19 protein-coding genes and 2 pseudogenes are annotated in these 16773 nt (G+C 69.3%); 4 read left to right on the top strand and 17 right to left on the bottom strand.

All coding sequences use genetic code 11. The features are described 5' to 3' along the window. Nucleotides 1-23: 23 nt before the first annotated feature. The gene (locus tag ACFY0T_RS44870; protein ID WP_388884319.1) at nucleotides 24-629 is read right to left on the bottom strand and encodes a TetR family transcriptional regulator; all 606 of its coding nucleotides are present in this window, start codon (nucleotides 627-629) and stop codon (nucleotides 24-26) included. A 133-nt stretch (nucleotides 630-762) separates the two neighbouring features. On the opposite strand from ACFY0T_RS44870, the gene ACFY0T_RS44865 reads away from it, so the two are divergent. After that, on the top strand, nucleotides 763-1734 hold the full coding sequence (locus ACFY0T_RS44865) for a zinc-binding dehydrogenase (protein WP_388884318.1): 972 nt from the start codon (nucleotides 763-765) through the stop codon (nucleotides 1732-1734). Here the strand turns inward: ACFY0T_RS44865 and ACFY0T_RS44860 are convergent. From ACFY0T_RS44860 to ACFY0T_RS44815, 10 genes and pseudogenes are all read right to left on the bottom strand, one after another. After that, entirely contained in the window at nucleotides 1688-2326 is a 639-nt protein-coding gene (locus tag ACFY0T_RS44860; RefSeq protein WP_388884370.1) for a hypothetical protein, read from the bottom strand. The two genes, ACFY0T_RS44865 and ACFY0T_RS44860, sit on opposite strands and share 47 nt — an antisense overlap. Before the next feature lie 55 nt (nucleotides 2327-2381). Then, nucleotides 2382-2897: pseudogene (locus ACFY0T_RS44855) on the bottom strand (phosphotransferase); the annotation flags it as partial. 60 nt (nucleotides 2898-2957) lie between these two features. Next, a complete protein-coding gene (locus ACFY0T_RS44850) occupies nucleotides 2958-3935 on the bottom strand; it encodes an ATP/GTP-binding protein (RefSeq protein ID WP_388884317.1) in 978 nt (325 codons plus the stop codon). 63 nt (nucleotides 3936-3998) lie between these two features. Further along, nucleotides 3999-4697, bottom strand: coding sequence for an HAD family hydrolase (locus ACFY0T_RS44845; RefSeq protein WP_388884316.1), 699 nt, complete (start codon nucleotides 4695-4697; stop codon nucleotides 3999-4001). A gap of 154 nt (nucleotides 4698-4851) precedes the next feature. Next, nucleotides 4852-5982: a phosphotransferase gene (locus ACFY0T_RS44840; protein ID WP_388884315.1), complete on the bottom strand. Its 1131-nt coding sequence runs from the start codon at nucleotides 5980-5982 to the stop codon at nucleotides 4852-4854. A 213-nt stretch (nucleotides 5983-6195) separates the two neighbouring features. Continuing rightward, entirely contained in the window at nucleotides 6196-7062 is an 867-nt protein-coding gene (locus ACFY0T_RS44835) for a GntR family transcriptional regulator (RefSeq protein WP_388884314.1), read from the bottom strand. 89 nt (nucleotides 7063-7151) lie between these two features. Further along, a complete protein-coding gene (locus tag ACFY0T_RS44830) occupies nucleotides 7152-7739 on the bottom strand; it encodes a hypothetical protein (RefSeq protein WP_388884369.1) in 588 nt (195 codons plus the stop codon). A gap of 66 nt (nucleotides 7740-7805) precedes the next feature. Next, nucleotides 7806-7970 (bottom strand): annotated as a pseudogene (locus tag ACFY0T_RS44825) (winged helix-turn-helix domain-containing protein); the annotation flags it as partial. Nucleotides 7971-8022: 52 nt separating this feature from the next. Further along, complete coding sequence (locus tag ACFY0T_RS44820; RefSeq protein ID WP_388884313.1) at nucleotides 8023-8814, bottom strand: HAD family hydrolase; 792 nt, start codon at nucleotides 8812-8814, stop codon at nucleotides 8023-8025. Continuing rightward, entirely contained in the window at nucleotides 8763-9641 is an 879-nt protein-coding gene (locus tag ACFY0T_RS44815) for a GntR family transcriptional regulator (protein WP_388884312.1), read from the bottom strand. The genes ACFY0T_RS44820 and ACFY0T_RS44815 overlap by 52 nt, the downstream gene beginning before the upstream one ends. A 187-nt stretch (nucleotides 9642-9828) precedes the next feature. Between ACFY0T_RS44815 and ACFY0T_RS44810 the strand changes: the two genes are divergently transcribed. Further along, nucleotides 9829-10017 (top strand): hypothetical protein, encoded by a 189-nt coding sequence (locus ACFY0T_RS44810; RefSeq protein WP_388884311.1) that lies wholly within the window; start codon nucleotides 9829-9831, stop codon nucleotides 10015-10017. Nucleotides 10018-10068: 51 nt separating this feature from the next. On the opposite strand, the gene ACFY0T_RS44805 is transcribed toward ACFY0T_RS44810, so the two are convergent. Continuing rightward, nucleotides 10069-10977 (bottom strand): FadR/GntR family transcriptional regulator, encoded by a 909-nt coding sequence (locus ACFY0T_RS44805; protein ID WP_388884310.1) that lies wholly within the window; start codon nucleotides 10975-10977, stop codon nucleotides 10069-10071. Nucleotides 10978-11192: 215 nt separating this feature from the next. Here ACFY0T_RS44805 and ACFY0T_RS44800 point away from each other — a divergent pair, with 215 nt between their 5' ends. Next, nucleotides 11193-11378, top strand: a complete 186-nt coding sequence (locus ACFY0T_RS44800) for a hypothetical protein (protein WP_388884309.1) — start codon at nucleotides 11193-11195, stop codon at nucleotides 11376-11378. Between the two features lie 432 nt (nucleotides 11379-11810). On the opposite strand, the gene ACFY0T_RS44795 is transcribed toward ACFY0T_RS44800, so the two are convergent. Together ACFY0T_RS44795 and ACFY0T_RS44790 are read right to left on the bottom strand one after the other, a co-directional pair. Further along, nucleotides 11811-12851, bottom strand: coding sequence for an asparaginase (locus tag ACFY0T_RS44795; RefSeq protein ID WP_388884308.1), 1041 nt, complete (start codon nucleotides 12849-12851; stop codon nucleotides 11811-11813). A gap of 422 nt (nucleotides 12852-13273) precedes the next feature. Continuing rightward, nucleotides 13274-13939 carry a hypothetical protein gene (locus ACFY0T_RS44790; RefSeq protein ID WP_388884307.1) on the bottom strand — a complete coding sequence of 222 codons (666 nt, stop codon included), beginning with the start codon at nucleotides 13937-13939 and terminating at the stop codon, nucleotides 13274-13276. 195 nt (nucleotides 13940-14134) lie between these two features. Here ACFY0T_RS44790 and dtd point away from each other — a divergent pair, with 195 nt between their 5' ends. Next, nucleotides 14135-14560 (top strand): D-aminoacyl-tRNA deacylase, encoded by a 426-nt coding sequence (gene dtd, locus ACFY0T_RS44785; protein ID WP_388884306.1) that lies wholly within the window; start codon nucleotides 14135-14137, stop codon nucleotides 14558-14560. A gap of 81 nt (nucleotides 14561-14641) precedes the next feature. On the opposite strand, the gene ACFY0T_RS44780 is transcribed toward dtd, so the two are convergent. The 3 genes from ACFY0T_RS44780 to ACFY0T_RS44770 form a co-directional block, all read right to left on the bottom strand. Next, a complete protein-coding gene (locus tag ACFY0T_RS44780) occupies nucleotides 14642-15607 on the bottom strand; it encodes a YgfZ/GcvT domain-containing protein (RefSeq protein WP_388884305.1) in 966 nt (321 codons plus the stop codon). Nucleotides 15608-15641: 34 nt separating this feature from the next. Continuing rightward, a complete protein-coding gene (locus ACFY0T_RS44775; protein ID WP_388884304.1) occupies nucleotides 15642-16067 on the bottom strand; it encodes a Fur family transcriptional regulator in 426 nt (141 codons plus the stop codon). Between the two features lie 79 nt (nucleotides 16068-16146). Continuing rightward, nucleotides 16147-16722: an FABP family protein gene (locus ACFY0T_RS44770; protein ID WP_388884303.1), complete on the bottom strand. Its 576-nt coding sequence runs from the start codon at nucleotides 16720-16722 to the stop codon at nucleotides 16147-16149. Nucleotides 16723-16773 lie beyond the last annotated feature (51 nt).

Below are 16773 nucleotides of genomic sequence, written 5' to 3'. Positions count from 1 at the left end.
AGCACTGCCGGGGCAGGGCCCCCTTACGCGTACTGCGGAAGCCCCGCCCCCAACCGCGCGAACGCCTCCTCAGCCGCGGCGACGGCATCGGGCCGCACCTGCTCGACGGCCTCCCCCTGTGCGATCCGCCGCCAGTTCTCCAGCGCAAGGACGCGCTGTACGGCGACGATCTGCCCGGCGGCGAGCCGGGCGCCGAGGTCACCGCCGAGTGCCTCGGCGAGGGCGGCCTCGGACCGCTCCAGATACGCGTACGCCCGGGCGACCAGCGAGGGCGTCCCGTAGAGCAGCCGGTGGAAGGCGAGGACGTCCGGGTGGTCGTTGAGCCCGGTGATGGGATCGCACCGCTCCAGCCCGTCGAGGAAGTGCCGCCGCAGCGCCTCCACCGGGGAGGGGCCCCGCACGGCCACACGCGCGGCCTCGTCCTCGTGATCGGCGAACCGATGGAGGACCAGGTCCTCCTTGGCCGGGAAGTACCGGAAGAGGGTCGGCTTGGAGATCTCGGCCGCGGCCGCGACCTCGGCGACGGACACCGCGTCGAAGCCCTTCTCCAGGAAGAGCCCGATCGCGAGGTCGGAGACGGCCTGGTACATCCGCTGCTTCTTGCGCTCGCGCAGTCCGATCTCACCCATGCCCCGAGCCTACGCACCCTCCGGACGATCGATCCTTGACCTCAACCGAACTCGAGGTCGAAGACTGCGAGCAGTACCCGGTGCGGCAGCCCGGTATGGAGATATCCCGATTCCCCAGGCTCAGGAGTGACCGATGCGAGCAGTGCACGTGAAGGCGTTCGGCGGCCCCGAGGTTCTCGTCCCGGTGGAGGTGCCGGACCCGGTCCCGGCGCCCGGCGAGGTCGTGATCGACGTGGCGTACGCGGACACGATCTTCGTGGAGACCCAGGTGAGGGCGGGCTGGGGCCGCGACTTCTTCCCTGTGACACCTCCGTACGTCCCCGGCGGCGGCGTATCGGGTGTGGTCGGCGCCGTCGGCCCGGACGTACCCGCCGAGTGGCTGGGCCGCCGGGTCGTCTCCTTCGTGACGGGCAGCTACGCGGAGCGAGCCATCGCCCCGGTCTCGGCCCTGACGCCCGTGCCGGACTCCCTGGACCTCCTCCAGGCCGCGGCCCTGGTCCACGACGGCGTCACCGCCTCAGGCCTGCTCGAACTGACCGACGTCCGCCCCATCGACCGCGTACTCGTCCTCGGCGCCTCCGGAGGCATGGGCACGCTGCTCATCCAGCTGGCCCACGCGCGCGGGGCGCGGGTGGTCGCAGTGGCCCGGGGCGACGCGAAACTCGCCCTGGTACGGGAGTTGGGCGCGGACGCGGCGATCGACGCCACCGACGCCGACTGGCCGCGGGCCGCCCGCCACGCGCTGGGCGGCTCCACCGAAGCCGCGGACGTCGTCCTGGACGGCGTGGGCGGCGAACTCGGCGCCACCGCCTTCGCGCTGACGGCCGACGGCGGCCGCTTCTCGGCCCACGGGGCACCGTCGGGCGGCTTCTCCCCCATCGACCCGGACGAAGCCACCCGCCGCGCCATCAAGCTCTTCGGCATCGGGGACGTCCAGTTCAGCCCCGCCGACCTGCACCGCTACACCTCCGACGCGCTCGCGGAGGCCGCGGCGGGGCGCCTCCGTCCGGTGATCGGCGAGGTGTTTGCGCTGGAGCGGGCGGGGGATGCCCATGCGGCTATTGAGGGGCGGGGGCTGGTGGGGAAGGTGGTGCTGAAGGTGTGACCGGGGTCTGCCGTCCTCCCCGTCCGCCCTGACTTCCCTGGCCTCCCTGACCGCTCTGACCTCCCTGGCCTCTTGCCCGGAGGCCCAGCGCGGCCGTGGCGGCGGCCATATTGAGGTGCGCGGTCCCGGTGAACACCCGGCCCGCGGGCACGGAGCCTTCCCGGGCCAGCGCCGACGTCACGGCGGTACGGGGAAAGTCCGAGCGCTCCGGGACACGCTCGTCCGGCTTCCACTCGAATGCCATGCCCGGCAGCGTGCCGCCGTGCCGGGCGACGCGGGCCAGCTGCCACCGCCGTAGCGCACGCTCGATCTCATCCTCCCCCGGCACGCGCGTCAGACGCAGGGCGTCGGTGGCGGCTTCCAGAGCGCCGCGCACCCTCGCGGCGGCGAACCGCAGCCGCTCGGCGTCGTACGACGTCCCGAGCGACCGCGCGGCTGTGATCACGTCGGCGTAGGCGGCACTGGCCCGCTCGAAGGCGACGTAGTGGCGGAGGTCCTTGGTGAGGCCGTTCAGCGCGGCAGGTCTGGTCCGCTGTACGGCCTGGGCCCAGGCGGCGACCACCTCGTCCCACTGCGATTGCGGGTACCGCATGCGCACCAGGTGGCTGGCGAGACCGTACAGAGGGTCCCCGTACGTCGCCGCGGACCAGTCGCGGCAGGTCCACGAAGGGATACTCGGCGCCGTCCGCGAGGAGCACATTGTCCCGGTGGAGATCGGTGTGCAGCAGGCCGTAGGGGCGGCGCGCCATGGCGGGCACCCCCTCGGCGAACCGGGTCAGGCCGTCCTCCGGTACGCCGAGTACGGCGAACAGGCCTCCGCACTCATGCCAGTTGGGGCGGATGAGGTGCTGCTCCGTCAAGCCGGCGAAGGACGTCAGAAACGCTCTGCTGTCCCTTTCGTTGCGCGGCCAGCCGGGCGGGAGCGCGGGCAGGAGTTCCTTGCGGACGCACATCAGCCTCGCCATCAGTACGGCCAGCTCGTCGATCACCAAAGGATCCACGGGCTTTCCTGGGTCAGACCAATGGGCGAGTGGCGTTCCCTCCACGGGGGCAGCTCGCCCGAGGACGGTGGCGACGGCAGGCGCGATGGACGAGGACAGCCAGGTACGAACGGCCACTTGCGCTCCCAAGGCATCTCGCAGCGGCTCGAAGTTGGCGGACACCTTAGCCGCCCCCTCGCGCGAGATGGGCGACAAAGCGCCTTTCCGGACCGCCGGTTCGGCCTACGAGGGCTGTGCCCCGTTCGTGCCGGAGACCACCGACAGCTCGTGCGCGGCATTCCAGAACGTGTCGAAGAGTTCGCGGCGCCGGACGATGATCTCGCGGGCGCGCTCGCCGTCGTCTCTGCTCCAGCGTGTCAGGAGCGAGTCGTATCCCTGGGGGTCGAGGAGCCGGCCGTTCGTCTCGATTCCTTCCCCGGCCGGCTCCGGCGAGCGGTACTGGTCGCGACGGAGCTCGATCTTGTCGTATATGCCCTCGAAGGCCTGGTCGTCGTTGATGAGATAGAGCTTGAGTGAGGGCGACATGTGCATCACTCGGAAACTCACGGTCAGTTTCCCCTGGTCCTTGTCCCGCATCCTGATGATCATCGACTTCAGCAGGGCTTGGTACCCCGCGATCTGCCGCACCAGCTCGTGACGGAAATCGGGGGCGTCCCCGACCTTGCCGTCCGCTCCCAGCAAGCCGGGGACTTCTATCTCCTTGGTGAAGTCCGGTACCAGAACCCGTATGTGCACGATGCGACGACTATTGGGCGGAAGCCGCTCCAGAATGCGCTTCAGCGGCGTGGCGAAGGTCTCTCCCGTGAAGCCCATGGCCGCGAGGTGGATCTCCCCGCCGGCCTGCAGGGCTTCCTTGAACTCTGCCTCCAGATCGGCGGGGGTGACCATCACCCCCGCCTGGGGGCGGAGCATCGAATTCAGGCGCTGGACGGTTTCATACAGATTTTCCGTGTGCTCCCGCTGCGCCTGATGCGCCCCGTTCAGCCGCTGCACCTCGGCATACAGCACGTATCCCACCAGGCTGAGCAGCGCCCCGCCCAGGTAGGCCTTTCCTTCGAGTGCGTCGCCGACCGGTTTCACGAACTGCGCGATGAGTCCGATGCCGAAGATGACCAGGAGCAGGACCTTGGTCACCACACTCTCGGCACGCGCCCATCCCGCGGCCACCCTGCTACTCAGCGACGACCTTGCTTCGGACACCAAATCCCCCTGTTGGCACCTGTGTTGAACCGAGCCTGCTCATGGTGCCTGCCGCAGGGGCCGTCAGGAAAGGGACAACGGAATCACGGCCGACAACAACACAAGGCGGGAGACGACGAGTTGGGCACCGGCGTCCCAGAGCGGGCCGGCCTCCGTGTCATCGCGGGCGTAGCCCACAAAGGCCACCTTGGCCTCGCGTGCCGCGTCCAGATCCGTGGGCATGTCCCCGATCATCAGGGCGTTGTACGCCTCGGCCTCCAGGCCCTGGAGCGCCCGGTGCAGAGAGTCGGGGTCGGGTTTCAGCCGCTTCGGATCGTCGGTACGGCCATGGATGTGGCCCGCGAAGCACTCGTGGAGGTTCACCCTGCGCAGGTACGTGGCCACGGCTTCGGGCGAATTGTTCGTGGCCACGGCGACGCGCACCCCGGCGTCCACCAAGCGGCGGACCAGCAGATCCGCACCGGGTGTGGGCGGCGCGATCGCCGCCGCGGCGGCCTCGCCCTCCGCGAGCCGGTCCTCCAGCTCCGCGACCAGGTCGCTGCCGGGGCGGGCTCGGTCCACAGCCCGCAGCACCACCTGTGGATCGATGGACGCGCGGACCTCCGGCGTGAGCAGCTCTCCGGCGCCGCGCAACGCGACGACACCGCGCAGCTCCTTGGCCAGGGGTGCGGATGACTGGTCCGGGAAGAGTCGGCAGAGCGGGCCGTCGAAGTCGAAGAGCACGCAACGGCCGCTCGTCACGAACCGCGCGACCTCCCGCATGCCGCGGAGGTCGTTCAGCCTCCTGCGTCCGGCCTGACGGCCCTGATCGGCCTGACCGTGCTCTTGAGGGCGCCCGATCCGATCGTCCTGACCGGCCCGAGTACGCCCGACCTCGTCGTCCCGCGTCACAGCATCCCGTCGTTCCGTCGTTCCGTCATTCCGCCGTCATTCCGTCGCCATCAGCCGGGCGGCCCGTCGAGCGACCGGCGACGTGTGTCTCGTGCCACCTGCGCAGCGCCTTCACCGTGCGCTCCAGATCCGGCACGTCGATGAGCTGCAGGGGCTCCCGTGCCAGTCCTATCGCCACGCAGATCCTGCGGCCCGCCGCCCTGAAGTCCAGTTCGTCCGGCTCTTCCGGGAGACCGAGTGCCGCGCGCATGACGTCCGGAAACACGGACTGCGCGTATTCGAAGGCCACGTACACGGGCAGATCGTGGTCGAGCCCGGCCGTCAGCTCGTCATGTCCGGCACGCCGCATGGCCTCGGCCCACAGCGCCGTCATACGGTCCCTGTCCTGCTTCCCGTACCCCATGCGCACCATGTGCGTCGCGAGTTCGTGCAGGGGGTCTCCGTATATCGCCAACTCCCAGTCGATGACGGTGAGTCGACGGTTGCGCCGGACGACGTTGGCCCGGTGGACATCGGTGTGGAGGAGTCTGAAGGGGCGCGAGGTGAGCCCGGTGTGGTTCCGCTTGAAGGTGGCCATCGCGTCCTCGGGGATCAGGACGTCATCGAAGAGGGAGCCGAAGGTGTCCCGGTTGGCCCGGTGCACCCGCTCCTCGGTGAAATCGACGAGCCAGTGCAGGAATCTTTCGCTGTCGCCGTCGTCCGGCCAGTCGGCGGGGCGGGGCGGCAGTTCGGTGACGGGGATCCGCGCGGTCCTGACGAAGAAGTCCGCGAACGCGCGCATCAGGTCGTCGTTCACGTCATCGTCGTGAATCTCTTCGCTGAGCGCCCGGCCTCTTCGGTAGGCGTGCAGAGAGTGGTCTCCGAAGTCGGCGAGGCAGCGTGGCACTTCCCGCAGATGGCGGGAGACGACCCGCAGCACCTCCGCCTCGCTCGGCCAGATGCGCGGCACCACCTCCACCGTGTCCAGCGGGATCCGCAGTTTCGCCCGGGCGAAGGGCACGGTGCCGAGCAAGAGGGCGAGTCCGACGCCGAGCGGCAGGATGTAGTTGATGTTGTGGTGGCCCCTGAGCACCTCACCGTTTCCGCGCAGTCTTCTGGACTCCGCGAGCCGGTGAACGAGCGCCTGATGCGCTCTGCGTGGCAGAGGGGACGGCATGGTCGCAGAATCTAGCGCCTCGTACCGCGCGCACCAGGCACCGGGTCGGACACTGTCAACTCCGCCGCCACGGTTGCCCGCTGTTGGCCGCGTCCTGTTCCCGCACGTCCGCGTGGCGGCGCATCCCCTGAACGGCTCATGGTCCCGACTCCCGGAAGGCGGCTGACGACACAACCCATTCGGAGCCGTGGCCACACGGGTTTGGTCCCGTCTCTAGACCGTCAGGTAGTCGGGTTCCAATGCCTCCCACAACGCGTCGAACCAGCTCTGCGTGTCGTCGACGAACTGCTCGTCCCGGGCGCCGTACTCCTTGTTGAAGGAGAAGAGCGTGGAGCGCGTACCCGAGGCATCGCGCAGCAGCATCGGCTCCCCGTCGACCTCCTCCTCGCGCTTCCCGATCGTGTAGTGAGCGAGGAGGACTTCGGTGTTGTTGAGCAGATACACCTTGCTGTACGGGGTGTTGTCCACCACGCGGAAGGCGGCGGTGACGGGGATCTCGTACCGGCGCTTGAGACGCCGGAAGTGCTGGCTGAGCACATTGATCTGGTACTCGTGCTGGGTCATGGAGCGGTCGTGCACGGCCTCGTCGACCTCCTCGTCGTGCCCCCAGCCGTCGGCGGGCGCGGGGTAGAGCAGTCGCTGCTCCTTGCTCGGCAGCACGATGCGGGCCGTGACCGACTCGGGGCGCACGCGGCCCTCTTCGATCAGCCGCATGGGGGCGTCCATCGACAGCATCAGCGTCTCCGCGGTGAGACAGACCGCGTCCAGCCGCACATGCGGCACCGCGAACGCGGCCTCCAGGCGCGGTGCCAGGCCGACCAGCGTGGGCTGGGGTTCCGTCTCGACGGCGACCGGCGGTGTGGCCACGGTGGGGGGCCTGCCCTTGGTGACGTTGCTGAGCAGACCCTCTGTATGAAGGCTGGTCAGGGCCTGGCGTACGGCGCCCCGCTCCACCCCGAACTCCTCCGCCAGCGCGGCCTGGGTCGGCAGCTTGGTGCCCGGTTTCAGCTCGCCGCCCCGTATGCGCCTGCGCAGGGTGTCGGCGATCTCCTCGGGCGAGTACTTTCTGCTGCCGTTCACCGCAACGTTCTCCTGGGTCTCAACCTCGCGCCAACTCAGGACAACTCTACGTCGGTTGGCAACCAACTCACCCTTGCGTTGCACAACCTCTATCGCGCCAGCAGCTTCCAGACGGAGTCGAACCAGGCCTGCATGCTGCTCACGAAGACGGAACCTTGGGAGTACGGGTCGTCGTCGCTGATGTGGTGCGTGCAAGTGGCCCCGAGTCCCAGGACGTCGATCACCTCGATCTCCTCGCCGTCATCGACCACGACGACCCTCTCCACCGCCTCGTACGGAGCGAAGAGCACTTCGGTGCCATTGAGGAGCCAGAGCCTGAACGCGGGCGTGAGGGGTGCGCTGCGCATCTCCAGACTGACGGACGAGGGCAGGCCCCATACCTTCAGATCCTGCACGAGACGTCGCAGCGACTCGGTGTGTCGGCGCCTGATCTCCCTCAGGCGCTCCTGCGGGCGGGGGTCTTCCGCGTCGTCCCTGGCCCGCGGATAGGGCAGGTCCAGGCCCTCGGACGGCAGCAGTACGCGCAGGGCGATCCGCTCCGGCGCGATCTCCCGGGCCCCGATCCGTTCCGCCTGCAGGCGGACGTGCGCGTCAAGGGACTCGGACGTGAGCGAGAAGACGTCAAGGGTGACTTCGGAGCGCTCGAAGGCCCGGCCGATGACCTCACCCGCCGACACGGGGCGACCCCGAGCCGTGCCGCTCGTAGTCCGAGCCACTCGTGCCGTTCTGATCACACGCGACCCACTGCCCTGGCGGGACTCGATCCATCCTTCGTCGGCCAACGCCCTCAACGCCCGCTGCACGGTATCCCTGGAGACGGCGAACTCCGCGGCCAGTTCTCGCTGCGGCGGCAACATGGTCCGCAGGGGATAGGCCCCGCTGGTTATGCGCTCGAGCAGCGTCTCCACGACCCGCCGGCATTCTCGCCCGCCGTAATCCCCTTGGCCCCCGCTCACGCACTCACCCCTCGGAGCGCAGCAGACCCAGCACCGTGTCCAGGGACGACACCGTGTGCGTGGCCCCGGAGGCCCGAAGTTCCCGCTCCTTGCGCTCGTTACGCGCGTAGCCCAAGAAGGGCACGCCGGCTGCCTCGGCCGCGTCGAAGTCGGAGGGTGCGTCGCCGATCATCAGGGCCTCGGACGGCGCGGCGCCCATCGCGTTCAGCGCCCGGGTCAGGCAGTACGGGTTCGGCTTCATGAGGGCCAGGTTCTGGGTGCGGCCGTAGACGTGCGGCGCGAAACACTCCGTGAGGCCACGGCTCTCCAGATACTGGGCCGCCACCAACGGGGAGTTGTTGGTGGTGATGGCCAGCCGGGAACCCACAGCGGCCCACGTCCTGATCAGCGGATCCGCGTAAGGGGTGGGATACGCCGTCGCCGCGGCCTTGAGCTCCAGCAGGGTGAGACGCTCTTCCAGCTCCATCACCAGGTCGCTGTCGGGATGTCTGCGATTGACCGCCTGCACGACGACGTGCGGGTCCGGATGCACCCGCTCCTCCTCTGTCAGCAGCTCGCGCAGCCCCAGGTCCTCGAGCCACTGCACCAGCTCCCTGGCCACTCGCTGCGCCGGGAGCCCCGCGAACAGCCGGCAGATCGGCCCGTCGAAGTCGAAGAGCACGAACCGCGCGCTCTTGATCAATTCCCGGAGGGATTCAGTCTCTTTCGCCACCGGATCAGTCTGCGTCGCCGTTTCTGAAGTCACTAGGAGAGTGTCAGGTCCGTGGTGATGGTTTCCCAGAGGGCGTTGAACCACTTCTGTGATTCCTCCACGAAGGCGGCGTCCCGTTGGCCGGCTCGCTTCTCGAAGGAGAAGAGGAGGGAGGCGGAGCCGAGAGTGTCGTACATCTCGAGGGTTTCGCTGTCCCACTCCTCCTCCCGCTTGGTGATCATGTAGTACGAGATCAGTGCCTCCGACTCGTTGAGGAGGTACAGCTTCACCGGCGGGGTGAACGGCAGGGCGCGGAAGGTCACGCGGACATCGATGCCGTGGGAGGAGCGCAGGGAGTGGAGGTTGTGGCGCAGGACGTGCCCCTGGGCATTGCGCTGGGCCAGCCACCGTTCGTGGACCGAGTCGTCCTCGCCGCGTCCCTCGACCGGGACCGGGAACGCGAGGTTGATGTCTCGGGAGGGCAGCAGGATCCGTACGTCGATCGACTCAGGACGGATCCTGCCCTCATGGATCAGGCGCACCGGTTCACCGAGAGCCAGCATCAGGGTCTCCGCGGTCAGGCACGCGGCGTCCACGCGGACGTGCGGCGCCGCGAACGCCTCGGCGAGGCGCGGCGCCAGTCCCACCATCGGTGGCTGAGGCTCGTCCCGGGGCTGGGGAACCTCCGCGATCCGCGGTGGGCTGCCCTTGCTGACGTTGCTGAGGAGGCCGTCCTCCTGGAGAGCGCGCAGGGCTTGCCGGACGGTGCCGCGCTCGACGCCGAACTCGTCCGCCAACTCGGCCTGGGTGGGCAGGCGGTCCCCTGCCTTCAGGTCTCCGCTGCGGATCCGGTCCCGCAGGGCGTCGGCGATCTCCTGGGGCGAGAGCCTTCTGTTGCCGTTCACTGCGACGTTCTCCTGGGTCACGACCAAACGCTACAACTCTGCTCCATCTAACGGGAGTTGTTTGAAAGTTGTTTATGACATAGGACCAAGTGGGGACAACATAACAAGAGTTGGTTACCAACTTGGCCAAGATGGCGGAAGTTTTGCCTCCCCCTCGCCCATCCGTGGCACGTACCACCCCGAGCAGGTCACAGAAGAAGCAGGAGGTACCACCATGCCCGCCATCGCCCTCCTCTCCGCCGTCTTCGTCGTCGGCTTCGAGCAGCTCGTCCAGTGGCACTACGGTCCGATGGGCATCGTCGGACTGCTGCTGCTCACCATCGGGATCAAGGCGAAGAGTCCTATGTGCAGCTCCATCGGGGCGGTCGTGCTCGCCCTGATGGTCGCCGGACCCGCCCTGTGAGCTGCTGCGACGCCTCCCGCCCAGGAAGCCTCGAAGCAGCCTCGGAGGCCATCAGTTCGTGAGCAGCAGCTCCGAGCTGATGGTCTCCCACAGCGCGTTGAACCACAGGTGGGACTGCTCCACGAACGTGGTGTCCCGCAGACCGGCGCCCTGAGTGAAGGGGAAGAGCATGGACTGCGTGCCCTGGACGTCGTACATCTCCAGGTGCACATCGTCGATCTCCTCCTCGCGCTTGGTCAGGGTGTAATACGCGAAGAGGGCCTCGGTGCCGTTGAGCAGATACAGCTTCACGGGCGGGGTGAAGGGCAGCGCCCGGAAGGTGACGTTCACGTCGATGCCGTGTGTGAACCTCAGGGCGAGCAGATTGTGGCGCAGCACCTGACCCTGGGCATTACGGTTGGCCAGCCAGTTGCGCTGGAGCCGGCCGTCGGCGGAGGGGTCGACAGGGGCAGGGAAGGCGAGGTCGATATCGCTGCTCGGCAGCAGCACACGGACGTCGACCCTGGCTGGTTTTATACGCCCCGCGTGGATCTGGCGCAGGGGCTCGCCCATGGCGAGGGTCAGCGAGATCGACGTCAGACACAGCGCGTCGATCTCCACATGAGGGGCCGCGAAGGCGGCCGCTATCCGCGCGCCGAGTGCCACCGTGGTGGGCTGCGGCGGGGCTTCCGGGCCGGTCAGAGCGGTTTCCGGGTGGTCGGCGACGGTCGCGGGGCTCCCCTTGGACACGTTGACGAGCAGATGCTCCGACTGCAGGATGCGCAGGGCCTGGCGTACGGCACCGCGCTCGACGCCGAACTCGTCGGCGAGCTTGGCCTGCGTGGGCATGCGCTGACCCGCCCGCAGCTGACCGGACCTGATCCGGCTGCGCAGCTCGTCGGCCACCTCTCGGTGTGACCTCTGTGGCCGTGGTGACCTGTTCCGCCCACTGACGGCGGCGTGTTCCGGCTCCACGACCAAACACTACAACTTCCCGCCATCTTTGGGCAGTTACTTGATAGGTGGTTATGAGTCGACCCAACGCGGAGATAAGTACCATTGAGTTGGTCGCCAACTTGCGCAACATGGTCAAACTTCCCGGGGGTTGGCCGCCGGAGTCGCACCTGTCAGCCAGGTGGACCGGGCGGACGGTCCTCAGCGGGGGTCCACCTCCCCGTCCCGAAGGAGGGACCGTCATGCCGCTCATCGCCCTCGCCGTCGCCGCCCTCGCCATCGGATTCGAACAGCTCATCCAGTGGAAGTACGGGCCGATGGGCATCATCGCGTTCGTCGCACTGTCCATCGGCCTCAAGGCCAAGAACACCGTGATCAGCGGCATCGGAGCGGTGATCCTCGTGATGCTGCTCGCCCAGTCCGGCTGACCGGGCCCCGTCGTCCGGCAGTCCGGCTGGCCGGGCTCCCTTCCGGAGGGGAGCCGGGAGCTCGGTCAGTCCGCACCACCGCACAGCACAGCCACAACTGAATGCGCAGCCACAACTGAATCGCTACGGATCACAAGTCATCGCCCGCGCGGAAGGAGAAGGATCAGAAGGTGTCCAGGACCCACGGTCGCCTGGACGTGGGGGAGCAGGGCGTCGCCAACGATGGCGGCGCCCGCTCGTTTTGCCCGCCCCCGGCCCAGCGTTTGTTCGGTGCGCCCCGTCAGGGGCGCGGGGAACTGCGCGACAAGCCCCCACCTACCCGCAGCAGAAGAACCACCCACGGGGTCTGGGGCGGAGCCCCAGATACGGGACGGGCAGGGGCGGAGGGGGCGAAAACTCGGCGCTCCAGCCCCCGCCCACGCCCACGCCCGCTCAGAACGTCGCCCGGATCTCCCCCACCTCGCGCCCCCCACCCAGCAGCGGCGCCCGCCCGATCCGCGACACCACCGGTGCGTCCACCCCCAGCAGGCCCAGCGCCCGTGCCAGGACGGGCCCCAACGCCCGGCCCCCACCGTCGTCGATCTTGAAGGCGAGGGCCCGCCCGTCCGGAAGGGCGACCGCCTGGACGGCCTCCGCGCCCATCTTGGAGAGGGCGCCCGGCACCTCCCGCATGAGCCAGGTGTCGGGACGCCGCGTACCGGCGACGTACTCGGGGTGGGCACGCATGGCGTCGGCGACGCGGCGTTCGGCGGAGCCGGGAGCGGCGAGGACGAAGGACCGGAAGGCGCGGGCGAGGCCCGTGAGGCTGATGGCCATCAGGGGCGCCCCACAGCCGTCCGTGCCGACCGCGGCGACGGACTCCCCGGCCACCTCCTCGACCACGGAGTGGATCAGCTCCTGGAGCGGGTGCCCGGGGTCGAGGTACGACTCCGTCGGCCAGCCCCGCAGCGCGCACACCGCGAGCATCGCCGCGTGCTTGCCGGAGCAGTTCATGGTGACCCGGTCGCGGACGGCACCCGCGGCGAGGTAGGTCTCCACCTCGGCGGGGTCGAGCGGCAGATCGGGCGGGCACTGGAGCTGCCCGGTCGTCAGCCCGTGCTCAGCCAGCATCTTCTGGACAAGATCGCGGTGGAAGGCCTCCCCGGAGTGGCTCGCGGCGGCGAGGGCGAGACGCTCCCCGGCCAGGTCGAGCCCCGCGCGCAGCACACCCGCCGCCTGCATGGGCTTGTTCGACGAACGCGGGAAGACCGGCGTCGCCACCTCGCCGAGCGCCAGCTCGATGGACCCGTCCGCGGCCAGCAGCACCAGGCTGCCGCGATGGCGGCCCTCGACGAAGCCGGAACGTACGACCTCGGCGAGGACAGGGGACACGGAGGAGACGGAGGGGACAGAGGGGACGGAGCGTGCGGCGGGTATGTCGGGTACGCCGGGTATGTCGGGTGTGGACGAGTCTGCGAGAGGGGCGGCGGACATCGGCGGTGGCCTTCCGGGACGGGGACCCACCCAGGCGGCCGGCCCGGGCATCCCGGTCCCGCGCCCCCACGCGTCCGCGATCCGGGCCTTGCGGGCCCCGGACACGGCCGCCGCGACGACGGAAGGGCGCTGCCGGCCGGGCACGGCCACCGCGCCGCCGAACCGGGTCTCCCCGAACCGCGCGCGACCACCGCAACCACGAACCAGCGCCGCCAGGCCCGAGGCTCAGCCACCACATCCCCACGAACCGGATCCACCGGACCGAGACACAGCCACCGCAACCAACAAACCAGGACTCCCCAGGCAGAGCCACGGGACCGAAGAACCGGGCGGTCGACCGGGGAACACACCCCCGGCCCCGGACCGGCCCCTGAAGGCCGCCGTGACCGCCGTACGGCCCCGGGATCGCCGGGGCCGCCGCGTCACATGAGCAGGTCGTCTACTTGTGCTTCGCCTTCACGGTACCTGCGAGCGATCTCGGCGCTGCAATCGTCGGCCGTGCGCTGCAGCTGCTGGCGCCGCCGGGAGACCTGCTGCTCGTAGCGGACGAGCCGTCCCATGCCCGCGCACAGCTCGTCGTCCGTGCGGGCGCCCAGGTCGGACAGCTCCACCTCCGCGAGCATGTCCGCGGCCAGCGCCCGGTACTCCTCGCCGTGCGGTGTGCCCACTGTCACATGGCGAGCCGACGAACGGTGCCGGGCGGGCGCGTCCGTCAGGATCTCCGAGAGCCGTTCGACGACCGACGGCTGCCCGGGGCCGACGACCGACAGCCGCCCCGAAGCCGGGGAAGGCGCCCGCTGCTCTCCGCGGCGCGCCAGCTCCGCCCGCAGGATGTCGATACGTCCCTGGAGCAGCCGCCGCACATAGCTGAGGTCGGCCTCGTCCCGTTGGGCGTCCCGACGCAGCGTCCGCAGCTCGGGCAGCCGGAGCTCGGCGAGGTCGTGAGGGGGCGGGTCGGCGGACAGCGGGCTGCTGTCGGTGCGCTGCACCGGCGGCCGGACCGTCATCCCTCCCGCCCGCCCAGCCCGTGGGCTCGTACGGGTCAATGACACGGCCCCGGGCGGCTGCCCGGTACTCGGTGTGCTCATGTGCCTCTACCGTCCCCTCGACCGGCGCGGTCCACCCCATGGATACACCGCAACACACCGCATCGTGCCACCCCGAGTGGTCGCTATGTGACCGAGTGCCCCCGATAAGCCCCAGATGGGGGGTTAGTGACCCCCGGAAATCACGCGAAGGGCCCGCACGACGGACCTTCGGCGCCGCACGGCATCATGGTCCGTATGCGTGCGGTGGTGCAGAGGGTGGACGGTGCGAGCGTCGTCGTGGACGGCGAGACGGTCGGCGAGATCAACGGTGAGGGGCTGTGCGTCCTCGTCGGGGTCACGCACGAGGACACCAAGGAGAAGGCGGCCCAACTCGCCCGCAAACTCTGGTCCCTTCGGATGCTGGCCGACGAGAAGTCATGCTCCGACATCGACGCGCCGCTGCTCGTCATCAGCCAGTTCACCCTGTACGGGGATGCCCGCAAGGGCCGCCGGCCCACGTGGAACGCCGCCGCTCCCGGCGATGTGGCCGAGCCCCTCGTCGAGGAGGTCGTCGCTCAACTCCGCGCGCTGGGCGCGACGGTGGCGACGGGGCGCTTCGGTGCGCAGATGCGGGTGTCCCTGACGAACGACGGGCCCTTCACGGTGCTGCTGGAGATGTGAGGCACCCGGCGTCGGGGTTGCCGTCGGGGTGGGTGCGCTTCCGGCGCTGACAGGGTGCCGCTGCGCCCACCCCTACGACGGCTACGGCTCGACCACGACCTCCTGTGCCGCCGCCGTCGAGTCCGCTACCAGGCGTGCGTCCACCGGTACGTTCCGCTTCACCAGGGCCAGGGCGATCGGGCCCAGTTCGTGGTGGCGTACGGAGGTGGTGATGAAGCCGATCTTGCGGCCTTCGGGGCCTTCGTCGGCGAGGCGCAGTTCGGTGCCGTGCGGCGGCAGATGGACCTCGCTGCCGTCGAGGTGCAGGAAGACGAGGCGGCGCGGCGGCTTGCCCAGGTTCTGGACGCGGGCGACGGTCTCCTGGCCGCGGTAGCAGCCCTTCTGGAGGTGCACCGCGCTGCCGATCCAGCCCAGCTCGTGCGGGATGGTGCGGTGGTCGGTCTCGAAGCCGAGGCGCGGGCGGTGGTGCTCGACGCGCAGCGCCTCGTAGGCCAGCAGTCCGGCCGGGGGGCCGTGCTGCTCCGCGTACGACTCCAGGTCCGTACGCGGCAGGAAGAGGTCACGCCCGTACGGCGTCTCGCGTACGACGACGCCCTCGGGGACCTCGGCGATGGAACCGGCCGGGAGGTGCACGATCGCGAAGTCGGGCGTGCGGTCGGCGACTTCGACCCGGTAGAAGAACTTCATCGACTCCAGGTACGCGATCAGCGCCTCCTGGGTGCCGGGTTCGGCGTGCATCCAGACCGTCTCGCCGTCGTCGACGAGATACAGCGCGTGCTCGATGTGGCCGTGCGCGGAGAGGATCAGCGCCTCCGTGGCGCGGCCCGCCGGCAGGTCCGAGACGTGCTGCGTGAGCAGCAGGTGCAGCCAGCTGAGCCGGTCCTCACCGGTGACCGTGACCACGGCGCGGTGGGAGAGATCCACGAAGCCGGTGCCGTCGGCGAGGGCACGTTGCTCTCGGAACAGGTCGCCGTAGTGGGCGGCGACGGGTTCGTCCACGCCCTCGGCGGGAACGGCGCCGGGCAGGGACAGGAGGGGGCTCTTCATATCCACACAGCCTACGACCCGGTAGCTGCCGATTTTATTTCTTCTTGGCCGCGCAGTCCTTGCAGCGGCCGAAGATCGCGAAGTGCTTCATGTCCGTCTCGAAGCCGAACGTCTCGCGCAGCTTCGCCGTGAACTCGGCGGCGACCGAGACATCGGCCTCGATGACGTTCGTGCAGTCGCGGCACACCAGGTGGAGGTGGTGGTGCCGGTCGGCGAGGTGGTACGTCGGCGCGCCGTGCCCCAGGTGGGCGTGCGAGACCAGCCCGAGCTCCTCCAGGAGCTCAAGGGTCCGGTAGACCGTGGAAATGTTGACCCCCGACGCCGTCTTCCTCACCTCGATGAGGATGTCGTCGGGGGTCGCGTGCTCCAGGGTGTCCACGGCTTCGAGGACAAGCTGGCGCTGCGGCGTCAGCCGGTAGCCGCGCTGCCTCAGGTCGCTCTTCCAGTCGGTGCTCACCACACTGGAAGTCTAGGACCATTCCAGGTGCTGCCGACCGGATGAAGTACTCGGAGAGCTACTTGAAGAGCTGCTTGAAGACCTACTTGAAGAACGCGATGCCGTCGTCCGGCATGTCGTCCGGCAGGGCCTTCGCCCAGCGCTCGACGTCCTCCGGGGTGACGACCTTCTTCAGGTGCGCGGACATGTAGGGGCGCAGCTCGACCTCGGGGGTCTGCTTCTCGCCGACCCACATGAGGTCGCTGTTCACGTACCCGTACAGGCGCTTGCCGCCGCTGTACGGACCCGAGGCCGCCGTGCGCGCGACCGCGTCCGTGACCAGGTCGATCTGCGGCTTCTTGTCGGCCAGCTCGCCGTACCAGATCTCGACGACACCGTCGTCGCGGGTCATGACGACCTCGACCTTGCGGTTGCCGTCGACGCGCCAGAAGCCGGACTCGCTCTCCAGCGGCCTGACCTTGTTCCCGACCGCGTCGAGCACCCAGGTGTGCGAGTGGTACTCCAGGAAGTCCCGCCCGTCGTGGGTGAAGGTGAGCTCCTGCCCGAAGTTGCACTTCTCGGAGCCGGGGAAATCGTGGACGCCGGCGCCGGCCCAGTTGCCGAGCAGGAAGGCGAGGGGGACCAGGTCCTTGTGGAGGTCGGACGGGATCTCGATCATGAGCTCGGAAATTCCTTGATGGGGGTCAGCGCTGGCCCTGGTACAGCTTCT

The organism is Streptomyces sp. NPDC001530, assembly GCF_042894545.1.
Classification (GTDB): Bacteria; Actinomycetota; Actinomycetes; order Streptomycetales; family Streptomycetaceae; genus Streptomyces.
This window is presented reverse-complemented; position numbering and strand designations above follow the sequence as displayed.